This is a genomic window from Pantoea sp. BS_8 (assembly GCF_041954965.1).
Classification (GTDB): domain Bacteria; phylum Pseudomonadota; class Gammaproteobacteria; order Enterobacterales; family Enterobacteriaceae; genus Pantoea; species Pantoea stewartii.
The window spans coordinates 86865-108580 of sequence record NZ_JAVAXU010000006.1 but is presented as its reverse complement, the minus strand read 5'-3'; the positions used below and the strand labels follow the sequence as shown (position 1 = coordinate 108580).

The following is a 21716-nucleotide window of genomic DNA, read 5'->3' as shown; positions in this document are numbered from 1 at the left end:
TTTGCAACCTGATTCCTGTTGTATAAACGCCTTCGTGGAAAGTTAAAAAGGGATTCTGATGCGTAATTTAGTGAAATATGCGGGAATTGGTTTGCTGGTACTCGGCCTTGCCGCCTGCGATCAAAAGAAAGATGAAGCAGCAAACGATAATGGCGCATCTGCCAGTCAGTCTGCACAAACCGTGGCGCTGATGGACGGTAAATTACGTTTTACCCTGCCACCTGGCCTGTCAGATAAGAGCGGTAAACTGGGTTCTCAGAGTACCAACATGCACGTTTATGCTGATGAAAGCGGTGCGCGGGCGATTATCGTCATTGCCGGTGAGCCGACGAATGAGGCCCTGGATGTGTTAGCGCAACGCATGGAACAACAGCAGCGTAATCGCGATCCCCAGCTTCAGGTTGTCTCCAATAAAGCGGTCACGCTGGGCGGTGAGCCGGCACAGCAGCTGGATACCGTCATCTCAGCAAACAACCAGACCTCCTGGTCCTCGGTTATTCTGGCCAAAGTCGATGGTAAGCTGATGACGATGCAGATTACGCTGCCCGGGGACAATCAACAGCAGGCCCAAAGCGATGCTGAAACCGTGGTGAAAAGCATTACCCTGAAATAACGGCAAGGGCACACCACACCACCGCGCGTTAATACTGAGCCATGCAATGATCATTCTGCCGCATGGCTCAGTTATCACTCATCCCTTCTGCTTTAGACACGCTGTTCGCGCGCCTGACGCCAGTAATCAATCAGCCGCAGGTAGTTCTCTTTTACCGCCGCCACCAGTGCGTCGTCACGTATTTCACCCTGCAACCACTGGCGCGAGGGCTGTGCAAAGATTGTGCGCCCCACCGCAAACCCTTTTACCCACGGGGCCTGCGCCGCCGCGGCAAACCCCGCTTTAAGCGTGGCTTCTGGCGCATCAAGTCCCAGTAATAAAATGCCACGACAGTAAGGATCCTGCTGTTCGATCAAGGCACCTATGTCACGCCAGCTTGCCGGAGACAGGGGTGGGAGCTTCCACCAGTCAGGCTTGATGCCAAGCGAATAAAAGTGGTTCAGCATCTTAAGAAAATGCGCTTCATTGTGGTCTGGCTGGCTGTCAGGCAGGATCACTTCCAGCAGTAACTCATGACCGCTCTGGTTACAGCTTTTCCACACTTCCAGCAACAGCGCGTCCTGCTCCTCGCGCAGTTCGGCACTGTCGTGAGGATGATAAAACACCAGGCATTTCACCACATGCTCCGCTGGCCAGCCGATCAACTGGGAACCAATGCTGCCATGTTCCAGGCGTAACGGACGCGACCCCGGTAGTTCAATGGGTCGGCCAATCCATCGGTTCTTACCCGTAATCGCATTCAGCGTTTTCTGACCGAAGGTCGTGTCCGCCAGAATGCCGCTTTTACTTTCAATGCCGGCTTGCTGCACGGCCTGCTCCGCAGCCTGCAATAGCAAAAGTTTCAACTGCGGAATGCGCGAAACGTCCGCGCCAGCCTCCGTAGCCATCTCTACCAGCTGTTTGCGGTGATCAAAAGCGAAAATATTCAGTTCCGGCCAGGCGTGTTGACGCGACGTGACGCGGTGCAGATGGGTCAGACGGCTATCCAGATCGGGGCGTTTCACGTCCTGTTCGCGGCTTAAAAAGTCATCCAGCTCCTGTCGGGTGGGCATCGCAGGGGCGCACCCGTGTCGCGAAACCACCAACGCGCCACAGGCGTTTGCGTAGCGGCAGGCCTGTTCCCATCCTTCATCATTTAACCAACCGCGCAGCAGACCGGACATAAACGCGTCCCCTGCGCCCAGCACATTCAGGACCTCGACACGCACGCCGCTGTGCAGTTTCACCGCTGCCCAGTTGTCTGGAATCGCGCCTTCAAATACCACGCATCCCATTGCTCCTCGCTTACAGACCAGCGTTGCGTTGCTCACCGTGCGCACGTTTTTCAGCGCGGTCAGCGTATCGGTGCTGCCGCCTGCGATATGAAACTCTTCTTCCGTGCCGACAATGAGATCGAAATAATGCATAACCTGCTGCAGTTGCGCGGTGACTTCAGAGGAGGCGATAAACCGGGTTTCCCCGTCCCCCAGTGAAGTCAGGCCCCACAATACCGGACGATAGTCGATGTCCAGCGCAGTACGCAGATCATGCTTACGGGCATATTCCAGCGCTTTCAGCACGGCCGCTCGCGTCTGCGGGTGCGACAAATGCGTGCCGGTTACCGCAACCGAGCGAGAAGAAGCGATAAAGTCTTCATTAATGTCGTCTGGCACCAGGGCCATATCGGCGCAGTTGTCGCGGTAAAAAATCAGCGGAAAAGTGTCTTCATCTTTAATGCCCAGGATGACCAGAGCGGTCAGCCGCTTTTTGTCCGTGATAAGTGCTTCTGTATTGCAGCCGACCCGCTGCAAACTTTCCCGCAGAAAACGGCCATTATGTTCATCGCCTACACGAGCCAGCATGGCGGATTTCAGCCCCTGAATCGCCGTACCGTATGCGACATTGCCTGATGACCCGCCCAGATATTTCGCGAAAGACGTGGTGTCTTCCAGCCGCGCGCCAATTTGCTGACCATAGAAGTCGACGGCAATGCGTCCGATACAAATCACATCAAGACGCTTCTGTTCTCTCTGCATGCTTCTAGTTTCCTTCTGTGATGAGCAGACACTGCGGACAGGTTGTGCGTGGGGTCTGAAGGTGTCTGGTTAACGATAAACGCAGTATGAGGAACAAATATTCCAAACTCAATTCAAAATGAAACTTACACTGCGATTATGTGAAGCAGTTAAAAATCTGTTATGCCCGACACGTCAGTCAGGCGTTGCCGGACGGGACCTCGCGGACCCGGTGCGACAGGGCCATGACGCTCCTGCCCGTTTTGCAGCATCTTTCTGCGTGATGAAATGAAATCTCGAAAACTTTGTAACTCTCACTAAACATTCCAGTTACGCTTATGGCATAGCTTCCCGCTGTCCTGTAAGCAAGGGTAAATTTGATCCCCCTCGCAAAATGAAATATTTCTTCTGTAATCGTATTTTATGAAAAATGCATTTGTTTATAATCCTCTGACATTTCAGTTCTTCAGGTAGCCTTTTCCGTTACGTCACGCCTTTTTAGCGCGGTGCCGGACTCTGCTACTGCCAGCACGTTGAGGAAGGTTTATGGCCACCATCAAACTGACTACCGCACAGGCATTAGTTAAGTTTCTCGATAATCAATACATTGACGTAGACGGCACAGAGACAAAGTTTGTAAAAGGTATTTTTGCCATTTTCGGTCATGGCAATGTGTTGGGACTGGGACAAGCGCTGGAGCAGGACAGCGGCGATCTGGTGGTCTATCAGGGGCGTAATGAACAAGGGATGGCCCACGCCGCAACGGGCTTTGCCAAACAGTCTTTGCGCCGCCAGATTATCGCCTGTACGTCGTCCGTAGGGCCCGGCGCCGCCAATATGCTGACGGCCGCCGCCACTGCCACCGCAAACCGAATTCCTCTTCTGCTCCTGCCGGGCGACGTCTTTGCCACCCGCCAGCCCGATCCGGTCCTGCAGCAGATTGAGCAGCCCTGGGATCTGAGTATCAGCACCAACGACGCCTTTCGTGCCGTCAGTAAATACTGGGACCGCGTCAGCCGTCCGGAGCAACTGATGAGCGCCTGTATTAACGCCATGCGCGTCCTGACCGATCCGGCTGAAACGGGTGCCGTCACGCTCTCTTTACCGCAGGATGTTCAGGGTGAAGCCTGGGATTATCCGGATTATTTCTTCCAGAAACGCGTTCATCGTCTGGATCGGCGTCAACCCACCGTTGCCCAGCTCGAAGATGCGCTGAAGCTCATCATCCGTAAACGTAAGCCATTAATTATCTGCGGCGGGGGCGTGAAATATTCCGGCGCAGGCGAGGCACTGCGTGCATTTGCCGAACGCTATCAGATTCCGTTTGCTGAAACCCAGGCGGGAAAAGGTACCTTATTATCTGATCATCCTCTCAACGTCGGCGGCGTGGGTGAAACCGGCTGTCTGGCGGCCAACCTGCTGGCAAAAGAGGCCGATCTGGTGATAGGCATTGGAACGCGCTACACCGATTTCACCACCTCGTCGAAATGGATCTTCCAGCATCCTGATGTGAGCTTTCTGAATGTCAACGTCAGCAACTTTGACAGTTATAAGCTTGATGGCGTGCAGCTGCTGGCCGACGCACGTGAAGCACTGCTGGCGCTCAGTCATGGACTGGTTTCACAGCACTATGCCAACGACTGGGGCGATCAGATTGCCCTGGCCCGGCAGCAGCTGGAAGACGAGACACAGCGCGTTTATCACATCACGCCCAACGATACCGCCTTTGAGCCTGAGATTACCGATCACCTTGACCGAAAAGCCGTCTATGCCGAATTTAACCGCCTTACGCAGTCTTTGCTGACACAAAGCAGCGTAGTGGGCACGCTGAATCAGCACCTGCCTGCCGATGCCGTGATCGTGGGCGCTGCGGGCAGCCTGCCCGGCGACCTGCAACGCGCCTGGCGTACGCGGGGTTATAACGGCTATCACCTTGAATATGGTTACTCTTGCATGGGGTACGAAGTGAATGCGGCACTGGGCGTCAAACTGGCGCAGCCTGAGCGAGAGGTTTATGCCCTGGTAGGCGATGGCTCGTTCATGATGCTGCATTCCGAGCTGGTGACCTCCCTTCAGGAAGGGGCGAAAATCAATGTGGTCCTGCTGGATAACATGAGCAATGGCTGCATTAACAACCTGCAAATGGGGCACGGCATGGACAGCTTTGTTACCGAGTTCCGTTTCCGTAATCCGGATGGTGGCAAGCTCGACGGCGGACTGGTTCCGGTGGATTTTGCCGCCATTGCTGCCGGTTATGGCTGCAAAACCTATCGCGTCAGTACGCTGGAGCAGCTTACCGCCGCGCTGGAAGACGCAAAAACGCAGCGCGTTTCCACGCTGATTGATATCAAAGTGCTGCCCAAGACCATGATTCACAACTACTTCAGCTGGTGGCACGTTGGTGTGGCACAAACCGCCCACTCGACGCGCGCGCAACAGGTGGCGAACACGCTGAATACGCATCTGGCTCAGGCCCGTAAATACTGATTTCCGGGCCGTCTGACGGCCCATGTTTCTACTCTCCGATTTAACCCTACAGGTGTAATTATGACATTGAAACTTGGTGTGATTGGAACAGGTGCGATTGGTCAGGAGCACATTCGGCGCTGCAACAATGTCTTACAAGGGGCAAAAGTGGTTGCGGTATCCGATATCAATGCGGAAGGCGCCAAAGCCGCGCTGCAACGTCTGAACAGTGATGCAGACGTATGCGAGGATGGCTTCGCAGTCATTCAGTCACCCAACGTGGATGCCGTGCTCGTCACCTCCTGGGACCCGACCCATGAAGCGTTCACGCTGGCTGCCATTGAGGCGGGCAAACCGGTCTTCTGTGAGAAGCCGCTGGCGATGAGCGCTGAAGGCTGTCGTCGTATCGTGGACGCCGAGATCAAACACGGCAAACGTCTCGTACAGGTCGGCTTTATGCGCCCCTACGATGCCGGTTATCGGGCATTGAAAAAGGTGATTACCGATGGTGATATCGGTGAGCCGCTGATGCTGCATTGCGCGCACCGCAACCCGACGGTGCCGGAAAACTACAACACCGAAATGGCGATTACCAATACGCTGATCCACGAGCTGGATGTCCTGCGCTGGCTGACCCGCGACGACTATAAAACCGTGCAGGTGGTGTTCCCGCGCGTCAGTTCTAAAGCCCGTCCACACCTGAAAGACCCGCAAATCGTTCTGTTTGAAACGCAAAAAGGGATTCGCATTGATGTGGAGATCTTTGTGAACTGTACCTACGGCTACGATATTCAGTGCGAAGTCGTGGGCGAGGAAGGTATCGCCAGACTGCCCGAGCCGTCATCGGTACAGTTACGTAAAGACGCCAAACTGTCCAATACCATTCTGGTCGACTGGAAAGATCGCTTTATTGAGGCATACGACGTTGAGCTACAGGCCTTTATCAACGACGTAAAAGCGGGCCAGTTAACCGGTCCTTCCGCATGGGATGGTTTTGCCGCCTCGGTCGCTGCTGACGCCTGTATCAAAGCGCAGAAGAGCGGCGCGATCGAACCCATTGAAATGCCCGCCCGTCCGGCATTTTATAACTGACTCCTCTCGCCTTCAGGCAGGTAACTGATGAACAATCAAAAGGTTAAGCTGGCGATCGCGCCCATTGGCTGGACGAATGATGATATGCCCGAACTGGGCAGCGAAAACACCTTCCAGCAAACGGTCAGTGAAATGGCGCTGGCCGGGTTCACCGGCAGTGAAGTCGGCAGTAAATACCCACGCGATCCTGCGGTTCTGAAACCGATGCTGGAGATTCGCGGTATTGAGATCTGTAACGCCTGGTTCAGCACCTTCTTTGCACAGGGCGACAAAGCGAAAACGATTGAGGGATTCACCGAGCACATGAATTTCCTCTTCGAGATGGGCGCCCGGGTGATTGGGTGCTCTGAACAAAGCAAGAGCATACAAGGCACGACGCTGGCGGTGCTGGACGATAAGCCCGTGTTTAACGACGATGAATGGCAGCGCACGGCGGAAGGCTACAATGAACTGGCCGCGATCGCCGCCCGTAAAGGCATGCGCGTCTGCCTGCACCATCACATGGGCACCGCTATCCAGACGCCAGCAGAAATTGACCGTTTTATGGCCATGACGAACGATACTGTCGGCTTACTTTACGACACCGGCCATATCTACTATTCCGAAGGCTCACAGCAGGCCATGCTGGCGGTACTGGAAAACCACTTGCCGCGTATTTTCCACGTGCACCTCAAAGATGTGCGGGATGACATCGTCGCTGAAGTCAGAGATCAGCATCTGTCTTTCCTGGACGGCGTAAAAAAAGGCACTTTTACCGTGCCGGGCGATGGCGTGATCGACTTTAAACCCGTGTTTAAAATCCTTGATGATTACGGCTATCAGGGCTGGATGGTGGTGGAGGCAGAGCAGGATCCCGCGCTGGCGAATCCATTTGAGTATGCGGTGAAGGCACGAAAATATATTCGCGAGCACACCGGGCTGTAAATTCACCCTGACGCAGGACGATATGCATAAGGCTGCCCCAGGGCAGCCTTTTTTCAGCCCGATCGCACCGTTTGACGACGAATCTGTGAGTCATTTCATAAACCAATGAAATAAATTATGCCTGAAAAACAAACAAATGAAATTTTCCATCCATCTGGTATCATAGCGATTCTTATCCAGCCACGCTTTCCGCACATGAGCCGACGTAATGAGCAATAACCCTTCCCAACTTTCACTGCTGCAGGACGAGATTCGTCGCCGTTATGAAACGCTGAGTAAGCGTCTGAAGCAGGTGGCTCGTTATATTCTTGATAACAGTAACAGCATCGCCTTTGATACCGTCGCGTCTATTGCTCAGCAGGCCGATGTGCCGCCTTCGACCCTGATTCGCTTTGCCAACGCCTTTGGTTTTAGCGGCTTCAACGAAATGAAACAAATTTTTCGTCAGCATCTGATGGAAGAGACGGTTAACTACACCGAACGGGCACGCCTGTTCCGCCAGACCGCCGCAGACGACGCAGCGAACGCGCCTGAAAGCCCGGCGGAAATTCTGAATGTCTTCACCATGGTAAACAGCCAGGCGTTGCAGCAACTGGCGATGCAGGTGAGCCCGGAGCAGTTGAACAAAACGGTGCAGTTACTCAATGATGCCGAGAATGTCTATGTTATCGGCCTGCGTCGCTCGTTCAGTGTCGCCTCCTATCTGGTTTACGCCCTGCGCCATCTGGAGCGCCGCGCCTTTCTGATTGACGGGTTAGGCGGCATGTTCACTGAACAGCTGACGCTGGTGAATCCGAAAGACGTGGTGATTGCTATCAGTTGTTCGCCTTACGCCCGCGAAGCGGTAGAAGTGGTTGAGCTGGGCGCCAGGCGCGGTGCCCGCCTGATTGCGATTACGGACAGCCAGGTGAGCCCTCTGGCCGCGTTCAGCGACGTTTGCTTTGTGGTGCGGGAAGCCCAGGTTGACGGTTTCCGCTCTCAGGTGGCTTCACTCTGTCTGGCTCAGACGCTGGCGGTTTCCCTGGCACTGAACAATGCCCGGACGCCCCCCGCATCCTGACGATCGCGCCACCTGACAGGGCGGCGTAGCCTGCGCCCGTCAACCAGAAACGGCCTCGTCAGGTAACAGACAGAGCTTGTCGCCGAACACCGTTCTCTGGTCAACTTACAGGTATCATCACGCAATAAAAAAGGCAGCGAATAGCGCTGCCTTGTCAGTTCTCGCCACGGATTAACGTCGCGGATAACTGTCGCTATTAACCCAGGCGTGATCGTGCTCCCAACTGAACTTCCACAAACGTACCGGCCCCGCCATGACGTTAAGGTAGTAATTGTCGTAGCCTGCCAGCGTCGCCACAGGATGATAGCCGCGCGGCACCATGACCACATCACGGTTATACACTGCCATGCACTCATCCAGCGAACGGTCGTCAGTATAAACGCGCTGCATGGCAAACCCCTGCTCGGGTTGAAAACGGTGGTAATAGGTTTCTTCCAGATAGGTTTCGTGTTCGCTGTTTTCCTGATCGTGTTTGTGGCTCGGGTAAGAGCTGGTATTGCCCTCATCGGTATACACTTCCACGACCAGCAGGCTCTCTGCCGGTTGAGAGTCCGGCAGAATATTATGCACCAGGCGCTGATTTTGCCCTTTGCCCCGCCGTTCAACGCCAACATCCTCCGGCGCAATCAGGCGAGCGGGCAGCTTGCCGCCCTGCCCGGGTGCCTGGCAGACCGCCAGCTCAAGATCGCTTTCAGCCTGAACCCTGACGTCATCATCATGAGGAACATACACAGAATAAGGCGGCGTGCGCTCAAACGGTGACAGACGTTTGCCGATATTCGGGAAACGTGCGTGGCGCGTGGTGACGGAAGCCAGCCCCGCGACCAGCACCAGGCAAAGTTCGCTGTCGCCACTTTTCAGGTCGAGCGTTTGCCCTTTTTTCAGCAGATAGGATGAAAAACCGACATAACGCCAACCGGCGCGCGCTGGCGTCACCTGCTGAATGCAGCCGTTATTGTCGGGCTGTTTTACCTTCGAAAGTAAGGCCATTCGCCTCCTCCTGTTTTGCGGTCCTTCACCTGACAACCCGCGCCCCTGTGTGTCGAACGCAGCGTCAGTGGTGCAGGTGATTTAGCCTAACGTTGGCATGCTGAATTCGGACACCGTTTGCTGACCGCCTGGCCAACGCACGGTGGCGGTTTTCATGCGGGTGTAAAAACGCACGCCGTCTGGCCCGTGCACGTTTAACGCACCAAAGACTGACCGTTTCCAGCCCCCAAAACTGTGGAAGGCCATCGGCACCGGCACCGGCACATTGACGCCGACCATTCCGGCCTCAACATCCTGCACAAACTCCCGCGCGGTATGGCCATTGCTGGTAAAGATGGCGCTGCCGTTACCAAATTCGTGGCTGTTAACCAGCTTCAGGGCACTGTCGTAATCCGGCGCGCGCATAATGCTCAGCACCGGACCAAAAATTTCCTCACGCCAGATGGTCATCTCGGCGGTAACGTTATCGAACAGCGTACCGCCGACGTAGTAGCCCTCTTCGAAACCGGCGACTTTGTGGTTGCGGCCATCAACGACCAGCTTCGCCCCTTCCTGCTCGCCCAGATCGATATAGCCCAGCACTTTTTTCTGGTGTGCCGCAGAAACCACAGGCCCCATTTCATTTTCATCGCTGCCTTGCTGGATTCCCGGCCCAACCCGTAATGCGTTGATCAGCGGTGTCAGGCGCGAAATGAGCTTATCGGCGGTATCGTTGCCCACTGCAACGACAACCGGCAGCGCCATGCAACGCTCGCCCGCCGAGCCAAACGCACCGCCCATAATCGCGTTTACCGTGGCGTCCAAATCGGCGTCTGGCATAACGATGGCGTGATTTTTTGCCGCGCCAAAAGCCTGAACGCGCTTACCGTGCGCACTGGCCGTTTTGTAAATATGCTCGGCCACACCGGATGAGCCAACGAAGCTGACGGCGGCAATACGCGGATCTTTATAAAGCTGTTCTGCATTGTCATTGGAACTGTGCACGACATTAAACACGCCATCCGGCAGGCCCGCCTCCTTCAACAGCTCGGCCATGCGCACCGATGCTGACGGATCCAGCGCAGGCGGCTTGAGAATAAAGGTGTTACCGCAGGCCAACGCAATCGGGAACATCCACAATGGCACCATTGCCGGAAAGTTGAAGGGGGTAATCCCTGCCACGACGCCCACCGGCTGCATCAGCGAGTAACTGTCTACGCCACCGCCTACATTCGGGGAATACTCGCCTTTAAGCAGGTGCGGAATACCACAGGCAAATTCGATGACTTCGATACCGCGCGTCAGCTCACCCAGCGCATCTGACCAGACTTTGCCATGCTCAGACACAATCAGCGCCGCCAGTTCATCGCGGTGCTGCTCCATCAGAGCTTTAAAATTGAACATGATGCGTGCGCGGCGCAGCGGGGAGGTTTTTGACCAGGCAGGAAAGGCCGCATGTGCCACATCAATCGCCTGAGCCACTTCATCTGCGCTGCTTTGCGTGAGCTCACGGATAACCTTGCCGGTTGCCGGATCGAACACAGGAATGGTTTCGTTGCTGGCGCTGAATGTGGTTTGACCGCCAATAAAGTTTCCTACGATAGTCATGATGTTGCCTCTTTGGTATGTACGGTTCCAGCGGGCAGAGCACAGAAGTGGCATGCTGGCTGGGCAGGAAAAGCCAAAAGCATGCTGGAAAACTATTACAATGGAATAAATTTTTCAAATAGATATTTTTGGAAAATTACTTTTTAGCGGCACAGATCGCATTTCTGTTTTCATAAAGGATTGACGCCTTCGCGGCGGCCATTCTGGCTCGTCATCGCTGACGGTGTAATCGGGGTCCCCATGACATTGTCGCTTCAGGGCGATTTAACGCCTTTGCGGGATGAAAGGTTTTCGGCCTGACGGCATTAAGCAGCCCGGATATGTTTCATCAATTTAAAATATGAAATATACATTTCTTTTTGCTGAGAGTCGGCCAGAAAAATGGCTGCTGGCCATGAGGACAGGTGTCTGGTGAAAAAACATCACTACGCACTAACGCAGTGCAAAAAAGGGCGTTAATCGTCATTTCATGAACCAATAATTTCCTCACTGCCCCATCAGGAATCATGTGTTTCACTTTCCCTGGGCGAGCAACACGTTTTATCACAACATTATCGCTATGATTTTAAAGGCATTGATAGCAGAGGAACGTTTATCAGATAAACCTGGCCTGCTTTATGCAACATCTGGTGACTTCCCCGCACTGAGATGAGATAACCGTGTCTGACGAAAAAAACAGTGGCTTACTGTACGGCCTTGATCAGCGAATTCCGCCTGTGCAGGCTTTTTTTAGCGCATCGCAGCATGTACTGGCAGGTCTGGTCGGGATTATCACGCCGCCTTTGCTGATTGGCACCGCGCTTGGTCTGGAAGCCTGGCTTCCGTATTTAATTAGTATGTCGCTCCTTGCTTCGGGCATCGGCACCTTTCTGCAGTCAAATCGCGTGTGGGGCGTGGGCGCAGGCATGATATGCATGCAGGGCACCAGCTTTGCTTTTCTCGGCGTCGCCATTTCAGGTGGCCTGTGGGTCAAAGCCCAGGGCGGCAGCCCTGAGGACATTATGGCGATGCTGTTTGGCGTCAACGCCGTGGCCGCGCTGGTTCCGGTTATCGTCAGCCGCTTTATTGATACCTTAAAACGGGTCTTTACGCCGGTCGTGACGGGAAGCGTGATTGCGTTAATCGGTATCAGCCTGATTAAGGTCAGCGTGATTAACTGGTGCGGCGGTCAGAATGCACAGGATTTTGCCAGCCTTAGTAACCTCGCCCTGGGGGCGTTGACGCTTGGCGTGATCGTGCTGCTGAGCTGTTCGGGGAACCGCTGGCTGCGTCTGTCATCCATCGTGGTCGGCATTCTCACCGGCTGCATCGCGGCGGCACTGAGCGGCAAATTTCAGGTGCATGGTTTGGGGGACAGCCTGTTTCGCCTGCCCGCGCTGTTTCCGTTTGGCTTTCACTTCAACAGCAGCCTTTTTGTGCCTGTGGTGCTGGTTTCACTGGTCTGCATCATTGAGGCGGTAGGCGATCTTACCGCAAACCACCTGATCTCCGGTAAGTCGATTACGGATAAAGCGTTCAGTGCGCGCCTGAAAGGCGGCATTCTGGCTGACGGACTGAGTTGTATGATTGCCGCCATGCTGAGTGCCTTTCCAAATACCACCTTTGCGCAAAACAACGGCGTCATACAGATGACCGGTGTGGCAAGCCGTTTTGTTGGCCGCTATATCGGTGTGATGCTGATTTTACTGGCTCTGTTTCCGCCGTTTAGCGAAGCGTTGCGTCAGATTCCCACGCCCGTCCTGGGTGGCGCGACCATGGTGATGTTTGGCTGCGTGGTAACGGCCGGCATTCGTATTCTCAGCCAGACCGCGCTGACGCGCAGAGAGATGCTAATTGTCGGCCTGGCCTTGAGCTTCGGCTTAGGGATTGAGTCCGTGCCTGCTGCCCTTTCCCATCTGCCGCCCCTGTTTGCGAACCTGTTTGGTTCAGCCGCCACCAGCGGCGGGATTGTTGCCATCGTGCTGAATATTCTGATTCCCGGCGGGCAGGAGCCGGTGCCACAGGACGCCACGAAAGAGGAATCTGCGCCCTCAGTGTAAGGCGGCGGCAGGCGGTCGCCTGCGTCGTTTCATTGCGGCGGCATCGCTGTTGACAGCATATCGCAGTGACAGTCGCCATTGTCCGCCGCGGCATCAGGACGCTTAACACCCTTTCGCGTCCTGTTTCCCGTCACCGTCTCGCCTCGCTTACCCTTTTCCTCAACGAATCCGCTTCTGATTTTTCCTTCAACTACACTTCAATCAGTTATTTATGCGTAGAGAGAACGAATGAACGGGTTGCAGCAGGAAAGAATTGGACAAAATATCTTAATCAAACTGGCGATGTTAGTGATTATCCTTGCCGGGATAAGAGCCGCTTCTGATATTCTGGTGCCGTTACTCCTGGCGGCGTTTTTTGCCATTGTGTTGAATCCCTTAGTCACGATACTGATGCGGCGCGGACTGCGGCGCGGGATGGCGATTACGCTGGTGATCACGGTCATTTTTGTTGTGATTTTGCTGCTGGGGGCCGTACTGGCCAGCTCCATGAGTGAGTTTTACGATCTCTATCCTCAACTGCGCACCATCATGGAAAAGAAAATGCTGGTCGTTCAGCATCTGGCGGCCAGCATTCATCTGAATGTCTCTACCGATGCGCTGGTTCAGCGCTTCGATCCCAACACATTGATGAATCTGGCCAGCGTGGCGCTGAGTGGTTTTTCCGGCGCAATGACCAATACTGTCCTGTTGATCCTTACCGTCGTCTTTATGCTGTTTGAAGTGCACCACCTGCCTTACAAAATGCGCAACTCGTTTGTGAACCCCAAAATTCGTATTGCGGGTTTACACAAAGCGCTTAAAGGCGTGACGCATTACCTGGCATTAAAAACGCTGATCAGCCTGATTACCGGTATCTCGGTCTGGCTGACGCTGTACCTGTTGGATGTGAAATTTGCATTACTGTGGGGCGTGGTAGCCTTTATCCTGAATTTTATTCCCAATATCGGGCCGATTATCGCCGGTATTCCCCCTTTCCTGCAGGCACTGTTGCTGAACAGTGTGTTTGACGCGGCGATGGTGGCGGCGCTGTTTACCGCCATTCATATGGTGTTTGGCAATATGTTAGAGCCGCGCATCATGGGGCGCGGACTGGGATTGTCGACACTGGTGGTCTTTCTGTCCTTGATCTTCTGGGGCTGGCTGTTGGGTCCGGTCGGTATGCTGCTCTCCGTACCGCTGACCAGCATTACAAAAATTTTGATGGAAACCACGCCAGGCGGAAGCCGGCTGGCAATCATGCTGGGCACCGGACGTCCTAAACCTGCCCGGCTGCTAACCAAGTAAACGCTGCTGCACATGCTGCAGATGCGCTCTCATCGCAGCCTGTGCAGCCTGCTCATCTCCCCCGACAATGGCCTCTGCAATGCACTGATGGTCGGCGTTCATTTCGTCAGCAAAGGTATTGTCGGCATAATGGCGTTCCAGCCGACGAAAATGCGCGCTGTCGCGTTTGTTCCACAGGTTTTCCATCATCTCCCGCAGCAGATCGTTACCGCTCATCTCGCTAATCAAAAGATGAAAGGCTTTATCCTGTTCTATAAACGCCGCATCGTTTTCATTAAATTGCTGGAGGCTGATGCTCATCGCCATGAGCCGCTCACGTTGCGCCTCACTGCCGTTACGCGCCGCCATTCCTGCCAGCAGACTTTCATAGGCTTCGCGCGCCTGTAAAAGATCCTGCAGGCTGAAATGTTCGGTGTCTTTGACCGCTGAGGGCTGAGGCAGGGTTTGGGCGACAAATACGCCCGTTCCGGTCTGGATAGTGACGTAGCCCGTCATTTCAAGCGCAATCAGCGCTTCACGCACGGACGAGCGACTGACGCCCAACTGCTTTGCCAGCTCTCGCTCCGGTGGCAACGCACCGCCGGGTACGAAATCCCCACGCTGAATGCCCGCGATAATGGCATTGGCGATCTGTCGATAAAGTCGTTCAGTTTTCAGTACCGGTAGCACCATCACCTTCTCCTGTTATGGCCGTCTTTGCAGAATCCAGCCGGACGTATTTACTATGCTGCGATCCGGATCACGGCCTTAATTTACGCGCTAATTTACTCTTGGTCCAGCGGCCTGACCACTGGGCCACCCGTTCATCAAGGAGTAATAATGGAACATACATGGCGCTGGTACGGCCCCAACGATCCTGTTTCACTGGACGATGCTCGCCAGGCAGGTGCAACCGGTATTGTTACGGCACTTCATCACATCCCAAACGGCGACGTGTGGCCCGTAGCCGAAATCAAAGCACGTCAGGCACTACTGGCGGAAAAAGGACTCACCTGGTCTGTTGTTGAAAGCATTCCCGTTCACGAATCCATTAAAACGCAACGGGGCGATTATTCGCGCTATATCGCCAACTATCAGCAGTCGATTCGTAATCTGGCCGCCTGCGGGATCGATACCGTGTGCTACAACTTTATGCCGGTGCTTGACTGGACGCGTACCGATCTGGCCTGGACCTTGCCGGATGGGGCGAAAGCGTTGCGGTTTGACGCCGATGCGTTTGCTGCGTTTGAACTGTACCTGTTAAAACGTCCCGGTGCGGAAAAAGAATACAGCCCCGCCGAGCAGCAGGCCGCTGCTGCCTGTTTTGCCGCGATGAACGAAGAAGAGAAAGCCACGCTGGTGCGCAACATCATTGCGGGTTTACCCGGTGCGGAAGAAGGCTACACGCTTGAACAGTTCCAGGCCCAGCTGGCCCAATATGATGGCATTGATAAAGCCAGACTGCGCGAGCATATGGCCACCTTCCTGCGGGCTATTGTGCCAGTGGCAGAAGAGGTGGGCATCAAACTGGCGGTACATCCCGACGATCCGCCGCGTCCTATTCTTGGCCTGCCGCGCATTGTCTCCACCCAGGAGGATATGCAGTGGCTGAAAGAGACTGTCGACAGCCTGCATAACGGATTCTGCTTCTGTACAGGTTCGTACGGCGTTCGCGACGATAACCCACTGGTTACGATGGCCGAAACCTTTGCCGATCGTATTAACTTCGTGCATTTACGCGCCACAAAACGCGAAGCAAACCCCAACAGCTTCCACGAAGCCGCTCATCTGGCGGGAGACGTTGATATGGTTGGCGTCATCAAAGTCATTCTGGCTGAGGAGCAGCGCCGTCGTCGTGCAGGCAATCTACGCGCTATTCCTATGCGTCCCGATCACGGTCATCAGATGCTGGACGATTTGCACAAGCGTACCAATCCGGGCTATTCAGCAATCGGCAGGCTCAAGGGGCTGGCCGAGCTGCGTGGCGTAGAAGTCGCGCTGAAGCAAATCTACTTCCAGGATTAGCCCACCACGGTGACGCTGGAGGGGGCGTGCCAGACCGGGAAGCCATCGTGTTCCGTTGACCCGGCGCATGTGGTCCGTGCCTGCGGCGTCAATGCCCTTTTGCTTTCTCCACCGCGCGGGGACATTCTTTTGCCCCGCGCACACGGCCTGCCTGCCAGCCACAGGAACACTTAGCAGAAAATGTGAGTATTCACTTTCATCAGTACACTCTGTCATATGCCGTCTTTCACCCAATCCGGGCATGAATTTTCTGTCAATAAATTATGGACGAGGCCGATAATGACGATTATCGGAGGCAAAGGATCTCCGACCGTTCACCCGTGGTGTGAACTGGCGTGCTATGCTGAATAAACCCTTAGCACCGCTCAAAAACATGATTACAATTCAGAGGTTATACGGTGCCGCTGATTAAAGAAAAACCGGCCCATACCAGGCTACTTATCGTCTTTGCTGGCGTCCTGCCACTCCTTCTGGGACTGTTTTTTTGTGCCATTGATGCGCGTCAAACTGTGCGCGAGCAACAGATCAACACGGCAGCGACTTTACTGTCTCAGGCAGAAAAAATCAGCGACAACGCCTGGAGCATGATTGCCTGGCTTCGGCAGTACGAGGAGCAGCCCTGCGAGCAAATTGAGCATGCATTGCGGCTTAACGGCACGCTTTATCCCTATTTTCGTGGCCTGGGCACGCTGGAAAACGACGTGATCACCTGCTCTTCGGCTTACGGTAATAAACCCTCAACCCTGAAGGCGATGATTGGCGTAACGCCGCCGGTGGCGCGCAAAGACGGGTGGAGTTTGTCTCTGCGCGGCTCCTACAGCGTACCCGACCGGCCCGCCGTCATCTTTGTGCGTAACCTTACCGCAGGCAGAGCCGTCTGGGTAATGGTGGAAGGGCAATATCTCATCGATTTTATGAGTGCGTTAGGGAGCACGCACGATTATCAGATCACGATGCGCTTCAGTGATGGTGCGTCAATTGTGTCAGGTGAACATGATTTTACCGGGGATACCGGGCCTTCTCCTCAACTTTATCGCGCCACGTCATCGCGCTATCCCATCAGCGTAACGCTACTGGCACCGGGCACAGAACGCATAAAAGCACTGAAACAGTTGTTGCTCCTGATTATGCCTTTTGCTTCCGTGTTTTCCGTTTTGTTGATGATTCTAACGGCATCATGGCTACGCCGGCGATTTTCATGGGCAGATGACATTCGTCGCGCCATTCGTTCCGGGCAGTTCAGCGTGCACTATCAGCCCACCTACAGCTATGCGCTTAAACGCTGCACCGGCGCAGAAGCCCTTTTGCGCTGGACGCTGCCCAATGGTGACAGCGTGCGTCCCGATACCTTCATCAGCGCGGCGGAAGCCGAGGGAATGATCATTCCCGTTACCCGCCATTTAATGGATTTAATCGTTGAAGACGCGCGGCAGTGGAAAACGAATCCCGGTTTTCATCTGGCAATTAACGTGGCCGCCGACCATCTTCAGCATCCAGACTTCGTCGATGAGATGCTGAGCTTCGCGGAAAAGATGGCAGTAACGGAATTTAACCTCACTCTGGAGCTGACCGAACGAAGCCTGATTAAGGAAGGTAACGTGGTGGCGGACAAACTGGAAAGATTGCGTGCGGCGGGGATGAAAGTCGCGATTGATGACTTCGGAACCGGCCATTGCTCGCTCAGTTATCTGCAAACTTTCGCGCTGGACTATCTCAAAATCGATCGGGGCTTTATTAATGCCATTGAATCACTGGATGGCGAAACGCCTGTGCTGGACGCCATTATCAGCCTGAGCCACAAGCTTAAGCTACAGGTATTAGGTGAAGGTGTTGAAACTGCACTGCAATTCCACTACCTGCAACAGCACGGCGTGACCTTCGTGCAAGGCTATTTTTATGCCCGCCCTATGGAAAACAGCGCCTTCATTGCATGGATGGAAAAATATGGTCATTTGCCAGCGCCTCCTGAAGCGCTCTAGAGCACATCAGGTCACCATCGGATGACAACAGCACGAGATGATTTTGTAGGGATTTAGCGCCGTTTACGTGCCGCGCGCAATGCGACGGCTACCGTTTCTTCCTGCTGGCAGACAGACAGGCCTTCACAGGGCCGACGGGTTCGCTGACTTAGCCGCTGTAGCGTTGGCACCGACTGCTGGAGTAACTGCTGGCATTCTTCATATGCCGAGCACTGCTTCCCCGTTGTCGTCGACGTGATAAGCGTTTCGCTCAGCTTCGTCAGTCGGTTTATCCAGCGTTTCCCCCGACAGCGAAACCAACCCGGCGCAGAGTCCATCTGTGTCCTCTCGCCGCGCTGCCGGTCAGCGGACAACATGGTGGCAGGATAGATTAATTTTTTTTCCACACTATCGATGAGCGCCACCCAGGGATTTTGGCTCATGGCGATATCCTCCTTGACAATTTCTATCCAAATCAAGGGGGATGAGTATTACTGAAGGGAATTGATTAGGCAAGCCTCAACGGTCAACACGAAAAATCATAAGTAATTTTAACCTGTAATGCGTCAGAGCGCATTTTCACTTGCGATCGGCACGTATAGTTACCAGGCAATCGCGTTCGCCTGCTTCTTTTTTTAGCCAGTAAGACTGGTGTAAACACAAGGCAGAGTTGGTCACTTTCAGGCCAAACATGACAAATATCACACAAAAACGTTATACTCTGCGGTCGATGAAATGAATCACGGCAGTTTTCGTTGTATTTATACGTCGACAGATAATGCTGTTTTACGGCTATGCTTAAATTTCCTCAACGCAGCGGTCTGAACGCTGTGGTCGGTTCGCGCCGTTGAGGACTTTCATGTTCCATTACAGGGTAATTCTATGAAATTGCGTAGGAAGCGTGTAAAACCGATTGGGATCGATGATGTGACCATCATTGATGATGCCCGTTTACGAAAAGCCATTACCGCCGCGTCGTTGGGTAACGCCATGGAGTGGTTTGATTTTGGTGTTTATGGCTTTGTGGCTTATGCCTTAGGTAAAGTCTTTTTTCCGGATGCCTCACCGGGCATTCAAATGATTGCCGCCCTGGCAACGTTCTCTGTTCCTTTTCTGATTCGTCCTTTAGGTGGCCTGTTCTTCGGCATGCTGGGTGATAAATATGGCCGTCAGAAAATACTGTCCATTACCATTGTCATTATGTCGGTCAGTACGTTCTGTATTGGTCTGATTCCCTCTTACGCCTCCATCGGCATCTGGGCACCGATTTTGCTGCTGTTGGCCAAAATGGCGCAGGGCTTTTCCGTGGGCGGGGAATATACCGGCGCATCGATTTTCGTGGCGGAGTATTCACCGGACCGCAAACGTGGCTTTATGGGAAGCTGGCTCGACTTCGGTTCTATTGCCGGTTTTGTACTGGGTGCGGGCGTTGTCGTCCTGATCTCGACCATTATTGGCGAAGAGAACTTCCTTGAGTGGGGCTGGCGTCTTCCTTTCTTCCTGGCCTTGCCGTTGGGCATTATTGGTTTATATCTGCGTCATGCGCTGGAAGAAACGCCAGCATTCCAGCAGCACGTTGATAAGCTGGAACAGGGGGATCGCGAAGGCCTGCGTGATGGTCCGAAAGTCTCTTTCAAAGAGATCGCCACCAAACACTGGCGCAGCCTGCTAGCCTGTATCGGCCTGGTCATTGCGACCAACGTGACCTACTACATGCTGCTCACCTACATGCCAAGTTATCTGTCACACAACCTGCATTACTCGGAAGATCATGGCGTGCTGATCATCATCGCCATCATGATGGGGATGCTGTTTGTACAGCCGGTAATGGGCATGCTGAGCGACCGTTTTGGCCGCCGTCCGTTTGTGATTCTGGGCAGTATTGCGTTGATGGTTTTTGCTATTCCCGCCTTTATGATGATCAACAGCGGCGTGCTGGGAATGATTTTTGCCGGACTGCTGCTACTGGCGGTAATCCTGAATGCCTTTACGGGCGTGATGGCATCGTCTCTGCCTGCAATGTTCCCTACGCATATTCGTTATAGCGCCTTAGCCAGCGCCTTCAATATTTCGGTATTGATTGCCGGTCTGACGCCAACGGCCGCGGCCTGGCTGGTCGAAGCGACCAACAACCTCTACATGCCCGCGTACTATCTGATGGTCGTGGCGGTGGTCGGTCTGATTACCGGTCTTTACATGAAAGAGACCGCGAATAAGCCGCTGAAAGGGGCGACGCCTGCCGCATCAGATTTAGAAGAGGCGCGCGAAATCCTTCAGGAACACCACGATAACATCGAACAGAAAATCGAAGATATCGACGCAGAAATTGCCCGTCTCGAAGCGAAACGTAAAAATCTGGTGCAGCAGCACCCGGACATTAACGAGTAAGCTCCCCCCGTCTCCCGCCTTGTGGCGGGAGACGTTTTATTCTCTCAGCGCACCGCACACAAACCTTCATCGCCTGCTCTTAATCGGAGTAGACTGTCCGTCTTATTTGAATTAGCTACGTGAGTAACTATGTCTGATTTTTCCCTTACCCAACGTCCCAGAAGATTGCGCGCCAGCGCATCCATGCGTGCAATGTTTCAGGAGTCCACCCTCAGTATCAACGACCTGGCTTTACCCATTTTTGTTGAGGAAGGCGTTGATGACTATAAAGACATTCAGGCTATGCCAGGCGTAAGGCGTATCCCGGAAAAACGTCTGGCCCACGAGATTGAACGTATCGCCAGGGCAGGCATCCGCTCCGTGATGACCTTCGGGATTTCTCATCATACCGACGCGACCGGCAGCGATGCCTGGAATGAAAACGGCCTGGTCGCACGGATGTCGCGCATTTGCAAAGATACCGTGCCTGAAATGATTGTGATGTCGGATACCTGCTTCTGTGAATACACCAGCCACGGCCACTGCGGCGTGCTGTGCGATCACGGCGTGGATAACGACGCAACCCTCATCAACCTGGGTAAGCAGGCCGTTGTCGCGGCAGCGGCAGGCGCTGACTTTATCGCGCCCTCGGCCGCGATGGATGGTCAGGTGCAGGCTATCCGCCAGGCACTGGATGCTGCGGGCTTTACGCAAACGGCGATTATGTCTTATTCCACCAAATTTGCGTCATCCTTCTACGGCCCGTTCCGTGAAGCCGCTGGAACCGCGCTGAAAGGCGATCGCAAAACGTATCAGATGAACCCCATGAATCGCCGCGAGGCCATTCGCGAATCACTGATTGATGCCGCCGAAGGTGCCGATTCGCTGATGGTGAAACCGGCTGGCGCCTATCTGGACATCCTGCGCGACATTCGTGAACGCACTGAGCTTCCCCTGGCGGCTTATCAGGTCAGCGGTGAATATGCGATGATCAAATTTGCCGCGCAGGCCGGCGCGATTGATGAACGTAACGTGGTGCTTGAGAGCCTGGGGGCCATTAAACGTGCGGGTGCCGATCTGATCTTCAGTTATTTTGCGCTCGACCTGGCGGAGCAAAATCTGCTGTAGGCAGTCGTTCTCTGCGATGCGACAACGTGTCGCAGAGAGGCCTGCTTTAACTTTGCTCAGGGTGACATTTTACTTGCAGCATGGTAACGTGATGTAATAGTACTACAAAGTCACCCCTCCCACCTTTGCAACAAATAATATACATATCACGCATAAATATAATTGCTCATCATGTTATTTCACATTCCTGGAAATAACCATGCACTTCCT

General features: G+C 54.1%; 16 protein-coding genes. 11 read left to right on the top strand and 5 right to left on the bottom strand.

Annotated elements, in window-relative coordinates:
* Positions 1-58: 58 nt before the first annotated feature.
* On the top strand, positions 59-613 hold the full coding sequence (locus tag RAC65_RS13220) for a DcrB family lipoprotein (RefSeq protein WP_375096794.1): 555 nt from the start codon (positions 59-61) through the stop codon (positions 611-613).
* Positions 614-705: 92 nt separating this feature from the next.
* On the opposite strand, the gene iolC is transcribed toward RAC65_RS13220, so the two are convergent.
* Positions 706-2628 (bottom strand): 5-dehydro-2-deoxygluconokinase, encoded by a 1923-nt coding sequence (iolC, locus tag RAC65_RS13215; RefSeq protein ID WP_205955754.1) that lies wholly within the window; start codon positions 2626-2628, stop codon positions 706-708.
* Between the two features lie 525 nt (positions 2629-3153).
* Here iolC and iolD point away from each other — a divergent pair.
* The 4 genes from iolD to RAC65_RS13195 all read left to right on the top strand — a co-directional run bounded on the left by iolD (position 3154) and on the right by RAC65_RS13195 (position 8149).
* Positions 3154-5094 carry a 3D-(3,5/4)-trihydroxycyclohexane-1,2-dione acylhydrolase (decyclizing) gene (iolD, locus tag RAC65_RS13210; RefSeq protein ID WP_033738230.1) on the top strand — a complete coding sequence of 647 codons (1941 nt, stop codon included), beginning with the start codon at positions 3154-3156 and terminating at the stop codon, positions 5092-5094.
* A 60-nt stretch (positions 5095-5154) separates the two neighbouring features.
* A complete protein-coding gene (locus RAC65_RS13205; protein WP_033738232.1) occupies positions 5155-6165 on the top strand; it encodes a Gfo/Idh/MocA family protein in 1011 nt (336 codons plus the stop codon).
* A 27-nt stretch (positions 6166-6192) separates the two neighbouring features.
* Positions 6193-7089 (top strand): myo-inosose-2 dehydratase, encoded by an 897-nt coding sequence (iolE, locus tag RAC65_RS13200; protein WP_006121068.1) that lies wholly within the window; start codon positions 6193-6195, stop codon positions 7087-7089.
* A gap of 208 nt (positions 7090-7297) precedes the next feature.
* The gene (locus RAC65_RS13195) at positions 7298-8149 is read left to right on the top strand and encodes a MurR/RpiR family transcriptional regulator (RefSeq protein ID WP_006121069.1); all 852 of its coding nucleotides are present in this window, start codon (positions 7298-7300) and stop codon (positions 8147-8149) included.
* 171 nt (positions 8150-8320) lie between these two features.
* Here RAC65_RS13195 and iolB read toward each other — a convergent pair whose 3' ends face one another.
* Positions 8321-9139, bottom strand: coding sequence for a 5-deoxy-glucuronate isomerase (iolB, locus tag RAC65_RS13190; protein ID WP_054632931.1), 819 nt, complete (start codon positions 9137-9139; stop codon positions 8321-8323).
* Between the two features lie 81 nt (positions 9140-9220).
* Positions 9221-10726, bottom strand: coding sequence for a CoA-acylating methylmalonate-semialdehyde dehydrogenase (locus RAC65_RS13185; RefSeq protein WP_033738237.1), 1506 nt, complete (start codon positions 10724-10726; stop codon positions 9221-9223).
* A gap of 659 nt (positions 10727-11385) precedes the next feature.
* Between RAC65_RS13185 and RAC65_RS13180 the strand changes: the two genes are divergently transcribed.
* Complete coding sequence (locus RAC65_RS13180) at positions 11386-12765, top strand: nucleobase:cation symporter-2 family protein (RefSeq protein ID WP_110268712.1); 1380 nt, start codon at positions 11386-11388, stop codon at positions 12763-12765.
* Positions 12766-12993: 228 nt separating this feature from the next.
* Positions 12994-14049, top strand: coding sequence for an AI-2E family transporter (locus RAC65_RS13175; RefSeq protein ID WP_006121073.1), 1056 nt, complete (start codon positions 12994-12996; stop codon positions 14047-14049).
* Here the strand turns inward: RAC65_RS13175 and RAC65_RS13170 are convergent.
* Entirely contained in the window at positions 14038-14721 is a 684-nt protein-coding gene (locus RAC65_RS13170; protein ID WP_039342744.1) for a FadR/GntR family transcriptional regulator, read from the bottom strand. The genes RAC65_RS13175 and RAC65_RS13170 overlap by 12 nt on opposite strands.
* A 147-nt stretch (positions 14722-14868) precedes the next feature.
* Between RAC65_RS13170 and uxuA the strand changes: the two genes are divergently transcribed.
* Both uxuA and RAC65_RS13160 read left to right on the top strand, forming a co-directional pair.
* Complete coding sequence (gene uxuA / locus RAC65_RS13165; RefSeq protein WP_039342747.1) at positions 14869-16053, top strand: mannonate dehydratase; 1185 nt, start codon at positions 14869-14871, stop codon at positions 16051-16053.
* A 398-nt stretch (positions 16054-16451) separates the two neighbouring features.
* A complete protein-coding gene (locus tag RAC65_RS13160) occupies positions 16452-18032 on the top strand; it encodes an EAL domain-containing protein (protein WP_375096793.1) in 1581 nt (526 codons plus the stop codon).
* A 53-nt stretch (positions 18033-18085) separates the two neighbouring features.
* Here RAC65_RS13160 and RAC65_RS13155 read toward each other — a convergent pair whose 3' ends face one another.
* Entirely contained in the window at positions 18086-18454 is a 369-nt protein-coding gene (locus tag RAC65_RS13155; protein WP_226374594.1) for a hypothetical protein, read from the bottom strand.
* Positions 18455-18893: 439 nt separating this feature from the next.
* On the opposite strand from RAC65_RS13155, the gene proP reads away from it, so the two are divergent.
* Both proP and hemB read left to right on the top strand, forming a co-directional pair.
* Complete coding sequence (gene proP, locus RAC65_RS13150) at positions 18894-20399, top strand: glycine betaine/L-proline transporter ProP (RefSeq protein WP_006121078.1); 1506 nt, start codon at positions 18894-18896, stop codon at positions 20397-20399.
* 129 nt (positions 20400-20528) lie between these two features.
* The gene (gene hemB, locus RAC65_RS13145; RefSeq protein ID WP_006121079.1) at positions 20529-21506 is read left to right on the top strand and encodes a porphobilinogen synthase; all 978 of its coding nucleotides are present in this window, start codon (positions 20529-20531) and stop codon (positions 21504-21506) included.
* Positions 21507-21716: the final 210 nt, after the last annotated feature.